Source organism: Rhodococcus sp. 05-2255-3B1, assembly GCF_002258545.1.
GTDB lineage: Bacteria > Actinomycetota > Actinomycetes > Mycobacteriales > Mycobacteriaceae > Rhodococcoides.
Window position 1 is genome coordinate 499,677 of the sequence record NZ_NOZC01000036.1, and the last position, 12,377, is coordinate 512,053.

11 protein-coding genes are annotated in these 12,377 nt (G+C 65.6%); 4 read left to right on the plus strand and 7 right to left on the minus strand.

All coding sequences use genetic code 11. The features are described from left to right. The first annotated feature begins 20 nt into the window (after window positions 1-20). Window positions 21-608 (plus strand): amino-acid N-acetyltransferase, encoded by a 588-nt coding sequence (locus CH249_RS23135; protein ID WP_230597007.1) that lies wholly within the window; start codon window positions 21-23, stop codon window positions 606-608. 41 nt (window positions 609-649) lie between these two features. Next, on the plus strand, window positions 650-934 hold the full coding sequence (locus tag CH249_RS23140; protein ID WP_045195454.1) for a YciI family protein: 285 nt from the start codon (window positions 650-652) through the stop codon (window positions 932-934). An 86-nt stretch (window positions 935-1,020) separates the two neighbouring features. On the opposite strand, the gene CH249_RS23145 is transcribed toward CH249_RS23140, so the two are convergent. Both CH249_RS23145 and CH249_RS23150 read right to left on the minus strand, forming a co-directional pair. Then, window positions 1,021-3,708, minus strand: coding sequence for a DNA translocase FtsK (locus tag CH249_RS23145; protein ID WP_179272753.1), 2,688 nt, complete (start codon window positions 3,706-3,708; stop codon window positions 1,021-1,023). A 69-nt stretch (window positions 3,709-3,777) separates the two neighbouring features. After that, entirely contained in the window at window positions 3,778-4,401 is a 624-nt protein-coding gene (locus CH249_RS23150; protein ID WP_032397881.1) for a TIGR03085 family metal-binding protein, read from the minus strand. Between the two features lie 79 nt (window positions 4,402-4,480). On the opposite strand from CH249_RS23150, the gene CH249_RS23155 reads away from it, so the two are divergent. Further along, window positions 4,481-5,260, plus strand: a complete 780-nt coding sequence (locus tag CH249_RS23155) for a sulfite exporter TauE/SafE family protein (RefSeq protein ID WP_094682827.1) — start codon at window positions 4,481-4,483, stop codon at window positions 5,258-5,260. 31 nt (window positions 5,261-5,291) lie between these two features. On the opposite strand, the gene CH249_RS23160 is transcribed toward CH249_RS23155, so the two are convergent. The 3 genes from CH249_RS23160 to thyX all read right to left on the minus strand — a co-directional run bounded on the left by CH249_RS23160 (window position 5,292) and on the right by thyX (window position 8,915). Beyond that, window positions 5,292-7,046 (minus strand): ribonuclease J, encoded by a 1,755-nt coding sequence (locus CH249_RS23160; RefSeq protein ID WP_094682828.1) that lies wholly within the window; start codon window positions 7,044-7,046, stop codon window positions 5,292-5,294. A gap of 107 nt (window positions 7,047-7,153) precedes the next feature. Then, a complete protein-coding gene (gene dapA, locus CH249_RS23165) occupies window positions 7,154-8,062 on the minus strand; it encodes a 4-hydroxy-tetrahydrodipicolinate synthase (protein WP_027496818.1) in 909 nt (302 codons plus the stop codon). Between the two features lie 100 nt (window positions 8,063-8,162). Then, window positions 8,163-8,915 (minus strand): FAD-dependent thymidylate synthase, encoded by a 753-nt coding sequence (thyX, locus tag CH249_RS23170; RefSeq protein ID WP_094682829.1) that lies wholly within the window; start codon window positions 8,913-8,915, stop codon window positions 8,163-8,165. 140 nt (window positions 8,916-9,055) lie between these two features. On the opposite strand from thyX, the gene CH249_RS23175 reads away from it, so the two are divergent. Next, a complete protein-coding gene (locus tag CH249_RS23175; protein ID WP_094682830.1) occupies window positions 9,056-9,535 on the plus strand; it encodes a hypothetical protein in 480 nt (159 codons plus the stop codon). A 27-nt stretch (window positions 9,536-9,562) separates the two neighbouring features. Here CH249_RS23175 and zwf read toward each other — a convergent pair whose 3' ends face one another. Together zwf and CH249_RS23185 are read right to left on the minus strand one after the other, a co-directional pair. Next, window positions 9,563-11,017 carry a glucose-6-phosphate dehydrogenase gene (gene zwf / locus CH249_RS23180; RefSeq protein WP_032398392.1) on the minus strand — a complete coding sequence of 485 codons (1,455 nt, stop codon included), beginning with the start codon at window positions 11,015-11,017 and terminating at the stop codon, window positions 9,563-9,565. Window positions 11,018-11,083: 66 nt separating this feature from the next. Next, window positions 11,084-12,292 (minus strand): winged helix-turn-helix domain-containing protein, encoded by a 1,209-nt coding sequence (locus CH249_RS23185; protein ID WP_094682831.1) that lies wholly within the window; start codon window positions 12,290-12,292, stop codon window positions 11,084-11,086. Window positions 12,293-12,377: the final 85 nt, after the last annotated feature.

Consider the following 12,377-nt stretch of genomic DNA (forward strand, 5'->3'; position numbering starts at 1 on the left):
GACTGACTACTGTTCACCCCATGACTTCTGGGCCGAATCGGGCGAGTCGCGACATCGCAGACCCCGAATCCGACGTGCATTCCGACCTCGCGGACCGTGGCTCCGTGAACGACGGCACCCTCGTCGTGCGTCGAGCCAGGACCTCCGACATCCCCGAGATCAAACGTTTGATCGACATCTACGCAGGACGCATCCTGCTCGAAAAGAACCTCGTCACCCTCTACGAGGCAGTGCAGGAGTTCTGGATCGCCGAACGTGACGGTGAGATCATCGGCTGCGGTGCGTTGCACGTGCTGTGGGCCGATCTGGGCGAAGTTCGCACGGTGGCCGTCGATCCTGCGGCGAAGGGGCACGGCGCAGGCCACCTGATCGTCGCAAAACTGATCGAGGTCGCTCGTGAGCTGGCACTGCAGAAGGTGTTCGTGCTGACCTTCGAGGTGGATTTCTTCTCCCGGCACGGGTTCGCCGAGATCGACGGAACCCCGGTCACGGCGGAGGTCTACGCGGAGATGTGCCGGTCGTACGACACCGGCGTGGCCGAATTCCTGGACCTGAGCTACGTCAAACCGAACACTCTGGGCAACACGCGGATGCTGCTCTCGCTCTGACAGAATTCCGGTATCGATCCTCGAATCCGGAAGAGAGCTCCATGCCCCTGATCGCCGTCACTTACACCTACTCCCCCGCCACCACGGACGGACGCGACACCCATCGCGCGGCACATCGCGCCTGGCTGGCCGATCTGCTCGACCGGAAGACCCTGGTGTCTAGCGGACCGTACGCCGACGGCAGCGGAGCGCTGCTGCTGGTCGAGGGACCGGATGCCGCCACCGTCGAAACGCTGTTCGCCCAGGACCCGTTCGCGGTGGAGAACCTCATCGAGACGGCGACGTTCCACGAGTGGACGCCCGTCATGGGGACCTTCACGTCCTGATCGGCCCGCTCACCCGGTTCGGGTGAATGGACCCTTGCACCGACCAGACGGCTGCAGTGGTCCATTCACCCGGGACCGGGGAGCGCTCAGAACTCTTCCGACACGGGCTGCTCGTCCGGGTCGCCGCCCTTGATCGACCACAGCAGACCGTCGAGCTCGTCCGGCTTGACGAGCACCTCGCGGGCCTTCGATCCCTCGCTCGGGCCGACCACCCCGCGGTTCTCCATCAGATCCATCAATCGCCCGGCCTTGGCGAATCCGACTCTCAATTTCCGCTGCAACATCGACGTCGAACCGAACTGACTCGTCACGACCAACTCGACCGCCTGCAACAGCACGTCGAGGTCGTCGCCGATGTCGGGGTCGACATCCTTCTTGTCCGAGACCTTCGCTGCGGTGACGGTGTCGTTGTACTCCGGCTCCGCCTGATTCTTGGCGAAGTCGACGACCGCAGAGATCTCCTCGTCGGTGATGAACGCGCCCTGCAGACGCGTCGGCTTGCCCGCGCCCATCGGCAGGAACAAAGCGTCACCCATACCGATCAGCTTCTCCGCACCCGGCTGATCCAGGATGACGCGAGAGTCGGTCAGGGACGAGGTCGCGAAGGCCAGACGCGACGGCACGTTCGTCTTGATCAGACCGGTGACGACGTCGACCGACGGACGCTGAGTGGCGAGCACCAGGTGAATGCCGGCCGCACGTGCCTTCTGTGTGATCCGCACGATCGCTTCCTCGACGTCGCGGGGAGCGGTCATCATAAGGTCGGCCAACTCGTCGACGATCGCGAGGATGTAGGGGTAGGGCCGATAGACGCGCTCGCTGCCGAGGGGTGCGGTGATCTCGCCGGAACGCACCTTCTTGTTGAAGTCGTCGATGTGGCGGACCTTGTTGATCTGCATGTCCTGGTAGCGCTGCTCCATCTCCTCGACGAGCCAGGCCAACGCCGCGGCAGCCTTCTTGGGCTGCGTGATGATCGGAGTGATCAGGTGCGGAATGCCCTCGTAAGGCGTGAGCTCGACCATCTTCGGGTCGATCAGGATCATCCGAACCTCGTCCGGCGTCGCCCGCGCGAGCAGTGAGACGAGCATCGAGTTCACGAAGCTCGACTTACCGGAACCGGTGGATCCGGCCACCAACAAGTGCGGCATCTTCGCGAGATTGGCACTGACGAAGTCGCCCTCGATGTCCTTGCCCAGTCCGATCACCAACGGGTGGTGATCCTTGCGGGTCGACGGCGCGGTCAGCACGTCCGCCAGACGGACCATCTCCCGGTCCGAGTTGGGTACCTCGATACCGACCGCGGACTTCCCGGGGATCGGCGCGAGCAGGCGAACGTTGTCGGTCGCGACGGCATAGGCGATGTTGCGTGCGAGCGCGGTGATCTTCTCGACCTTGACGCCGGGTCCGAGCTCCACCTCGTAGCGAGTGACCGTGGGCCCGCGGGTGAAACCGGTGACCGCGGCATCGATCTTGAACTGTTCGAGTACCTCGGAGATCGCCTCGATCATGGCGTCGTTGGCCTGGCTGCGGGTCTTGGGCGGATCACCGTCGATCAGCAGCGACAGCGACGGAAGCGTGTAATCGCCGTCGACGACTCGATCGACGACGATCTTGTCGTCCTCGGCTGCCTGCTTCGGTTCGGCCGCTTTGACGATCGGCTTGGGCTTGGGCCGTGGGGGCGCGACCGGCTCGGGGGCAGGTGCGGGGACAGCCGCGTCGGGCACGATGACCTCGGTGGCCGCCTCGGGTGGCGGGGTCTTGCGCGCGCGGGGCGGCTTGGTGACCGGGATGTACTCCTCGGTCGGGTAGTTGTCGTACGGGTCCGCGCTGCCGTGGACCGGGTAGCCGTCGGCGTCGAAGTTGCTGTCGTAGTCGCCGTAGCCCTCGTCTCCGAACTCGGAGCCGAAGTCGGCCGGGTCGTACTCGTCGTATTCGTCTCCGCGACTGTCGGTGCCGAACAGTGCTCGCATCCGATCCGGCACGTCGCGCACGGTGGTGCCGGTGAGCAGGAGTACTCCGAACAGACCGGCGAGCAGCAGCAGCGGCACAGCCAGCCACACGGTGAGGCCGTCGGCGATGGGTCCGCCCGCTACGTAGCCGACGAAGCCTGCGCCCTCGGATCGGCCGGCGGCATCGGTCGGTGAACCGGCGGCCATGTGCCACAGTCCGAGGATCGGCAGACCGAGCAGGATCGAGCCCAGGACCAGTCGCGGTCGTACCTCGGGATGCGGTTCGGACCGCATCAGAACAACGGCGATCGCGACACCGAGCACGGGCGCGACGTAGCCGGCTTCGCCGATGACGGCGCGGATGCCCACCTCTATCCATTCACCGACCGGTCCCCCGGCGCTCAACCAGACACTCGCGGCGACGACCACGCTGACGGCGATCAGTCCGAGAGCGATGCCGTCCCGGCGGTGGCCGTGCTCGATGTCGGCGGCCTTGCTCACCGTCCGAGTCGTGGCACCGACTCCGCGTGCCGCCATCGACCAGGTGGACGCGATGCCCCGCCCGATCGCATCGAGAGCACCGCGTGACTTCTTCTTCGCCGCAGGCCGCCGAGCCGTCGACGCACCCCTGGCGGGTCCCTTGCCGCGCGAGGATGCGTTCGCACGGGATGTCGCCGGGTTGCGCGGCGCGGTGGGCTTCTTGGGCGTGGTGACGGTGCGCGCGGTGCGGCCGCCACCGGATTTACGGGCGGTGCCGGACGCGCGCGAGGAGCCGGATCCACTGGACCCGGCCCTGGCGGTGGAGGTGCTGGTCTTTCCTGCCATGCCCCCAGGCTAGTCGCAACAGCCCCGTCGAAACCATCCGCAACACCAGTAACAGCGGAGCCGAATGTGTCAGAAGCTCAGATCGAGTGCCTTCACGACAGCCACATCGTCGGCCGAACCCTCGTACAGAACCTCGATCCGGTCGCGTCCGAATGCGTAGAGCAACAGTTCCGACGGCTCCCCCACCACGGTGACGCCGGGGCCGGACCCGCCTTTGAACGTCGCCCGTCGCCCGTCGGGTGTGCGTACGTGAACCGGTACGGGTGACGAGCGATGACCGCCCCGACCCACCAAACGGACCTGCGTCCACAGTCGGGTCTCCACGGCGGTGGGCAACACTCGCCGAGTCCAATTCTCGCCTGCTCGGCGCAGATCCTCGTGATGAACGAACATCTCACCGAGGTTGATCAACGGGTCCAGCAGTGCGAACGGTGACCACATGGGCGGCCCGGTCCGAACGTCCTCCACCACGGCGGCGAACGGCTTGTTGGCCACGGATCGCTGAACCCGCGCCGTGTACCCCGCGAGCGGAGACAGAAATATGCCCGGCGAGGCGTCCAGGCGTCGCTCCCGAACGACGAGATGCGCCGCCAGATCGGCCGCTGTCCACTCACCGCACAGCGTCGGCGCATCGGGACCCACGTCGAGAAGGGTCTGGACCAGTTGGGAACGTTCATCCTGGGCAAGGCTCACGTGCTCCAGGCTACGGCCAGACGGAACCAGCGGCATCCTGCCGCGGGGTACCACCCTTTGCCTGGGTAACCTCCCAACAGTGCCGGTATCGGAAATTCTCGTCATCCTGCTCGCCGGGTTCGGAGCCGGAGCCATCAACGCCGTCGTCGGCTCCGGGACGTTGATCACGTTTCCGACGTTGGTCGCATTCGGCTATCCCCCGGTGGTTGCCACCATGTCCAATGCGGTGGGACTGGTCGCGGGAAGTGTCTCGGGTACGTGGGGCTATCGCCGCGAGCTGCGCGGACAGTGGCATCGACTGCGATGGCAGTTGCCTGCCTCGTTCTTCGGAGCACTCGGCGGGGCCTGGCTGCTGCTGCATCTGCCCGAAACGGTGTTCGCCGCGGTGGTTCCGGTGTTGCTCATCGGCGCGCTGATCCTCGTTGTCGCACAACCGAGAATCCAGGCCTGGGCGAAGCGTCGATCGGAGGCCGCGGGCAAGGCCGCGAACCACATCAGTCGCACCAGGATGGCGTTGGTCACCGGAGGCACTCTGCTGGTCGGCATCTACGGCGGCTATTTCACTGCCGCACAGGGAATTCTGCTCATCGGAGTGATGGGGGCACTGCTCCCCGAAACCATGCAGCGGATGAACGCCGCCAAGAATCTGCTGTCACTGGTCGTCAATGTCGTTGCGGCGGTGACGTACACGATCTTTCGATTCGACGACATCAGTTGGCAGGCAGCCGGACTGATCGCGGTCGGCTCTCTGATCGGTGGAGCCGTCGGAGCACGCTACGGCCGCCGGCTCTCGCCGGCGGCCCTGCGTGGTGCCATCGTCGTTCTCGGTCTGATCGGACTCTGGCGACTGCTCGTCTAGCCGATCGCGTCCAGTTCGGCTGCGGGCGTGCCTAGTTCGACTGCGGCTGCGGCTTGACCGCGATGATCGTCGGAACGATCATCGGCTTGCGGCGATACTTGTCCGCCACCCACCGACCGACCACGCGGCGCACGGCCTGCGCGATGCGATGCGTATCGGACACGTTGTCGGAGGCCAACCGCTGCAACTCCGACTCGACGAGTTGACCGGCCTCCTTGAGTGCGGCCGGATCGTCGGAGAATCCGCGACCGGACACCTCGGGTGCGGTCACCGCACGTCCGGTGGCCGAGTCGACGGCAACGCTGATCGCGATGAATCCGCCCTCGCCCAATACCAATCGATCGGAGAGCGTCGAATCGCCGACGTCGCCGACCGAGAGGCCGTCGACGTACACATGCCCCACGGGCACCTGTCCGACGATCTCGGCGAGACCGTCGACCATGTCGACCACCACGCCGTCCTCGGCCAGCACCACCCGGTCCTCGGGGACACCCGTTGCCTTGGCCAGCGCCGCGTTGGCGCGCAGGTGACGCCACTCGCCGTGTACCGGCATGGCATTGGTGGGCCGCACCGCGTTGTAGAGGTACAGCAGCTCGCCCGCCGAGGCATGGCCCGAGACGTGAACCTTCGCATTCTGCTGCGTCACGACGGTCGCACCCCGCTTGGCGAGGCCGTTGACCACTGCGAACACCGAGTTCTCGTTACCCGGAATCAGCGAGGACGCCAGCACCACGAGGTCGTTCGCCTTGACGTTGATCTGGCGGTGCTCGCCGCGAGCCATCCGGGACAGCGCCGACAACGGCTCGCCCTGCGAGCCGGTGGAGATGAGCACCAACCGGTCGTCGGGAAGTGTTGCGGCCGTGTCGACATTGACCTCGAGGCCGTCGGGCACACGCAGGTAACCGAGGTCCTGAGCGATCTGCATGTTGCGGACCATCGACCGCCCGACGAATGCCACTCGGCGGTTGTACCGCTCGGCGACGTCGATGACCTGCTGGATGCGGTGCACGTGACTGGCGAACGACGCGACGATGACGCGCTGCTTCGCCTTGCCGATGACGGTGTCGAGCACTCCGCCGATCTCACGTTCCGGCGTGACGAATCCGGGCACCTCGGCATTGGTGGAGTCGACCAGAAACAGGTCGACGCCCTCGTCGCCGAGCCGTGAGAAGCCGGCCAGGTCGGTCAGGCGACCGTCGAGCGGCAGCTGATCGAGCTTGATGTCACCGGTGTGCAGCACCAGACCGGCGTCGGTTCTGATGGCGATGGCAAGCGCATCGGGAATCGAGTGGTTCACCGCGAAGTACTCGCAGTCGAACGGACCGTGCTGGGTGTGCTGGCCCTCGACGACCTCGACGAGGTTGGGACGCAAGCGATGCTCACGGCACTTGGCCGCGACGAGTGCGAGGGTGAACTTGGATCCGACGACGGGCAGGTCGGGACGCAGACGCAGCAGGAACGGCACTGCTCCGATGTGGTCCTCGTGACCGTGCGTCAGGACCACTGCCTCGACGTCGGCCATGCGATTCTCGATGTGGCGGAAGTCGGGCAGGATCAGGTCGACGCCGGGCTGCTGGTCCTTGGGAAAGAGCACGCCGCAGTCGATGATCAGCATCTTTCCCTGATGCTCGAACACCGTCATGTTGCGACCGATTTCTCCGATGCCGCCGAGTGCCACCACCCGAAGGCCCTTGAACGGGGCCTTCGGCGGTGTGCCGAGGCGCTCCGTCGGATCGAATTCACGACGCTTGTCGGGACGCTGAGTGCGCGCAGAGTTCTGCACCATCGGCTTGCCCTGGCGGGATCCTGCCGGTTGGCCCTGTTTCGGGGCCGGACGCTCGGAGGGAGGTCCGGCGTTTCGGGTTGCGCGTCCGCGCGATCGGTTCGGTCGTGTCATACAAGAACTCCTGCCGCCCGCAGCTCTGCTGCGAGCAATTCGATGTGGTCGATGCTCGGTGGCACCTGGGGAAGTCGTGGTTCGCCGACATCGAGTCCGATGAGGCGAAGTCCGGCCTTCGATGCGCTGACGCCGCCGAGGCGCGCGACCGAACGGATGACCGGGATGAGGCTGACGTTGATCGCCTGTGCGCGTGCGATGTCGCCCATCATGAAAGCGGTGTGCAGCTCACGCAGACGCGCCGGAACGAGGTGGCCGATGACGCTGACGAAGCCGGTGGCACCCACCGAGAGCCAGGGCAGGTTGAGCGGGTCGTCGCCGGAGTAGAACTGCAATCCGGTCGACGCGATCAGTTCGGCACCGGCGTTCAGATCGCCCTTGGCGTCCTTGACCGCGAGGATCCGGGGATGCTCGGCCAGCCGACGCAGTGTCTCGGTCTCGATGGGAACGACCGATCGCGGCGGAATGTCGTAGAGCATCACGGGCAGGTCGGTGGCATTCGCGACCGCGGTGAAGTGCGCGTACAGACCGGCCTGCGGTGGCCGCGAGTAGTACGGGGTGACGACCAGAAGACCGTGCGCACCTGCGCGAGCGGCATCACGAGCGAGTTCGACGCTGTGCGCGGTGTCGTTGCTGCCTGCCCCGGCGATGATGCGAGCCCGATGGCCGACCGCGGCGATCACCGCACGGAGAAGTTCGAGCTTCTCGTTCTCGGTGGTGGTGGGCGACTCGCCCGTCGTGCCGGCCAGAACCAATCCGTCGTTGCCTTGCTCGACGAGGTGGTGTGCCAGCCGAACGCCTGCATCGATGTCCAACTTACCGTCCGCTGTGAACGGGGTCACCATGGCGGTGAGCACCGTACCGAACACAGGCGCAACGGAAGGAGCGGCGTCACCGTAGGTCATGGCAGCAGATTACCCGGTGCTTTGCCCACTCTCGCGCAGCGGGACTCCCCGCCGACACCGCCGGTGCATACCCGGTCTTCGAGGCAACCGAACCTCGTCGTCAGACCTCGGTCACGAACGGGCTGCGGGCGACTTCCGTGCCGTCCGGCAGCGTCGAGATCTCGAAGTCACCGAAAACGTCCGAAGCCACGTCCACGAGCTTACGCAGACATTCCACGGCAACACGTCGAATTTCCACGTCCGCATGTTCGGAGGCTCGCATCGACACGAAATGTCGCCATGCGCGGTAGTTTCCGCTCACCACGACCCTCGTCTCGGTCGCATTCGGCAACACCGACCGGGCCGCCTGACGCGCCTGCTTACCTCGCAGCGCGGCGTTGGTGACCGATTCCAGCTTTCCTTCGAGCGCACCGAGCAGTTCGGTGTAGGCCGCCCGGCTGGCCTCGGTAGCCGAGGCGAACAGCGCCTCGAGTTCGGGATCGCCTTCGACTGCGGGCGGAAGAACCACGTTGGCGTCGTGCTCGGGAACGAATCGCTGCGAGAGCTGCGAGTAGGAGAAGTGCCGGTGCCGAATCAGCTCGTGCGTGCACGATCGTGAGATTCCGGTGATGTAGAAGCTCACGCTCGCGTGTTCGAGAACCGAGAGGTGTCCGACGTCGAGCAGATGCCGCAGGTACGACGCGTTGGTTGCGGTCCGGGGATTGGGCTTGGACCAGCTCTGATAGCAGGCCCGGCCGGCGAACTCGACCAACGCCTGTCCCCCGTCCGCGTCGGTTTCCCAGGGGATGTCGACGGGCGGAACGAACTCGGTTCGGGCGACCAGTTGCACTCTCAACGCAACCGTACGCGGCACAGCTCTACCTTCGTTTTCTGCTGACACCGCACAACCCTAAACGCGGCACCGATGCCCGGCGAGCGATGGCGTCACTGCACGGAGACGTGACGCCACCAGCACTCCTTGACCGACGTCATTCATGGCGTCACACTGGCGTCATGGAACTGGACAAGTACACCGCGTCACTGCGCACGGATCTACTCGCGGCGGCCGCCCTGGGAGACGAGCACACCCGACAGACAGCGGAGGCTCTCGGAAAGCCGGCCGAAGCGTCGGCCAGATTGATGCTGCTCACCGCGCTGTCCGACTTCGCGGCCGAGGTCTCGAACGATCTGGACGGACATACGGTCACCGTTCGTCTCGACGGCACGCAGGCGCACGCCGATGTTCGACGCGACAGCCCGGTGCCCGGTCTGCACGAGGGCGATCCGGCGGAGCCCGTCACCGAGGACTACCCCACCATGGACGATGTGTCCGGTGAGGTGCGACGGGTCACGCTGCGACTGGTCGAGCAGATCAAGGAACGTGCCGAGGACGCCGCGAACAACAGCGGAGTGTCGCTCAATTCGTGGTTGTCGCAAGCAGTTCAGGGCGCACTGCGCGATCAGATGCGCAAGGAACGCGGCTGGAACAACTGAGCCCAGGAGTTCGAGCGAGCGCTGGCCCTACTTCTTCTCGCGCCACTCCCGCTCGAACGGCAACCGCCACGCGTGTGGGGCGATGAGTTGATGGATTGCGTTGGGACCCCACGACCCTGGTGCGTACAGACGAACCGGGGGCGGATCGGCGAGCAGCGGCTCCGACACCTGCCACAGCCGCTCGATGCCCTCGGCCGTGGTGAACAGCGTGTGGTCGCCGTACATGGCGTCGAGAATGAGCCGTTCGTACGCCTCGAGGACGTCGCCGACCCGCTCGGTTTCCTGGATGGCGAACTGCATGCTGAGTTTGTCCAGACGCATACCGGGTCCTGGACGCTTGCCGTAGAACGACAGTGACACCTTCGAGGCGTCCGCGAGGTCGAAGGTCAGGTGGTCGGGACCTTGCGCACCCACGCCCGAGCCGGCCGGGAACATGCTCTTCGGTGGTTCCCTGAACGCGATCGAGATGATGCGCTGCCCCTCGGCGAGGCGTTTGCCGCTGCGCAGGTAGAAGGGCACTCCGGCCCAGCGCCAATTGTCGATCTCGCACTTGAGGGCCACGAAGGTGTCGGTGTCGGAGTCGGCGGCCACACCCTCCTCCGAGCGATAGCCCGTGTACTGGCCCCGGACAACGTTTTTCGGGTCGAGCGGCATCATGGACCGGAAGACCTTGTTCTTCTCCTCGCTGATGGCGCGGGGTTCGAGCGCCGTCGGCGGTTCCATCGCCATGAATGCCAGCACCTGGAACAGGTGGGTGACCACCATGTCCTTGTACGCGCCGGTGGATTCGTAGAACCCGGCTCGTCCGTCGAGGGCGAGCTTCTCCGGGATGTCGATCTGGACGTGATCGATGAAGTTGCGATTCCAGATCGGCTCGAACAACCCGTTGGCGAAGCGGAAGGCCAGGATGTTCTGCGCGGGTTCCTTGCCGAGAAAGTGATCGATCCGGAAGATCTGATCCTCGTCGAACGTCTCGTGAACCCGAGCGTTCAGGGCGATCGCACTCTCGAGGTCTGTGCCGAACGGCTTCTCCATGATGATTCGGGAGCGCTTGACCAGATCTGCCGACGCGAGCGTATCCACCACTGCCAGAGCAGCTCTCGGCGGAACGGACAGGTAGTGGAGCCGTTTGGCGCTTCCTCCGAGTTCGATCTCGGCCTCGGCCACGGCCTCCCCCAGCGCCGCCGGTCCTGCCTTCTGCGACACGTAGGTCAGTCGCGAGGCGAAACGACTCCACTGCTCGTCGCCGACTTTGCGGCTCGAGTAGGTGTTGATCGATTCGCGAGCGAGAGCGCGGAATTCGTCGGTCGACATCTCTTCGAGCGAGGTTCCGACAACCCGGATGTTCGGCGCGAGATCGGACAGCGCCAGATGCATCATCCCGGACAGCAGTTTTCGCTTGGCCAGGTCTCCTGTCGCCCCGAACAGGACGACGACCTGGGGTGGGAGTTCCGTGGCGGTGTCCGACCGGCGTGAAGTCACGGTTCGAATAGTGGCACCGATTCTGCCCGAGTGCACTTCGGCGGGACCCGACCCAGCCGACGAAGGTCAACGCAATGCGGCGACGAGGTCTCCCCGGTCACCCACCACCACGCGTTCGAGTTCGAGCCAATCCGCCATCTCCCGCAGCACCTCTCGCAGTCGAGGCGCAATGTCGCCCGCGTTGCGGTCGCCTTGGACGAAGGCCGCGACCACGTGCAGCTCGGACCGCGCTCGCACTGCCTTGAGATCGAGTCGGGCCACCAGATGCCCGTCCAGCAGAAAGGGAAACACGTAGTAGCCGTGAACTCGCTTGTGCTGTGGGGTGTATATCTCGATTCGATAGTGGAAGTCGAAGATTCGCTGGACCCGCGGCCGGTAGAAGATCATCGGATCGAACGGGCACAGCAGAGCGGCAGCGGTGGCCGTTCGCGGTGTCCTGGCCTCGCGGTGCAGGAATGCCGGTGCGTTCCAGCCTCGGACGGTCACCTGTTCGAGCACACCGTCCTCGACGAGTTCGGCGATCGCCGCCTTGGCCTGCTTCTGCGAGAGTCGGTAGTAATCCCTCAGATCCGGCTCGGTGGCGACTCCCAGTGCCCGCGAGGACTTCTCGATCAGTGCACGTACCGCGACCGGTTCGTCGACGCGCCTGCGCAGAACGTCGTCCGGGATCACCCGCTCGCTGAGCTCGTACCGGCGCACGAAACCCGTCCGGGCCGGCACGGTCACCACGCCCGCCGCGAACAGCTGTTCGCAGACGACCTTGACGTCACTGCGATCCCACCACGGCCCCTTGCGACCGGGTGTGTCCACCTCGAGGTGCTTCTCGATCTCACCTGCGCTGGCCGCACCGTTGTCGCCGATCACCGCGAGGACGTCGTCGGCGAGAGTCGGTTCACGGTCGAGAATGTGGGCAGCTCCGCCCCACCGCCCGTGTCGATACAGCTCCATTCGCCACCGCATCAGCGCCCAGTCCTCGACGGGTAGCAGCGCGGCCTCGTGTGCCCAGTACTCCACCAATCGACGGGGCCGACGAGCGGTGTCGGTCCATGCGGCGTCGTCGACGATCGAGCGGTCGTACACGCCGACGCGGCTGAACACCGGTGCATAGTGCGCACGAACCACCACCGACACCGAGTCGATCTGCAGCAACCCGGTGGTGTCGATCGCCGCGTGCACCGCGGCCCTGCTCGCCGGCCGAGTACGCGACCGCCTCGACGCCAGCCCCTGGGCGGCCAGGGCCGTGCGACGGGCGGCGGCGGCACTCATCTCCTGCATCGGGCCAGCCTGTCACGGCCCACCGACACGTCGAATCAGGTACTGAACAGATTCGCCGCCTTGAGGATCAATTCGTACAGTCCGT

What these genes read in the sequence shown, in the direction of transcription:
- CH249_RS23185 (WP_094682831.1), bottom strand. Translation starts at nt 12,292, where the DNA reads ATGCAGGAGATGAGTGCCGCCGCCGCCCGTCGCACGGCCCTGGCCGCC.
- CH249_RS23175 (WP_094682830.1), top strand. Translation starts at nt 9,056, where the DNA reads ATGGAACTGGACAAGTACACCGCGTCACTGCGCACGGATCTACTCGCG.
- CH249_RS23140 (WP_045195454.1), top strand. Translation starts at nt 650, where the DNA reads ATGCCCCTGATCGCCGTCACTTACACCTACTCCCCCGCCACCACGGAC.
- dapA (WP_027496818.1), bottom strand. Translation starts at nt 8,062, where the DNA reads ATGACCTACGGTGACGCCGCTCCTTCCGTTGCGCCTGTGTTCGGTACG.
- CH249_RS23160 (WP_094682828.1), bottom strand. Translation starts at nt 7,046, where the DNA reads ATGGTGCAGAACTCTGCGCGCACTCAGCGTCCCGACAAGCGTCGTGAA.
- CH249_RS23145 (WP_179272753.1), bottom strand. Translation starts at nt 3,708, where the DNA reads ATGGCAGGAAAGACCAGCACCTCCACCGCCAGGGCCGGGTCCAGTGGA.
- CH249_RS23135 (WP_230597007.1), top strand. Translation starts at nt 21, where the DNA reads ATGACTTCTGGGCCGAATCGGGCGAGTCGCGACATCGCAGACCCCGAA.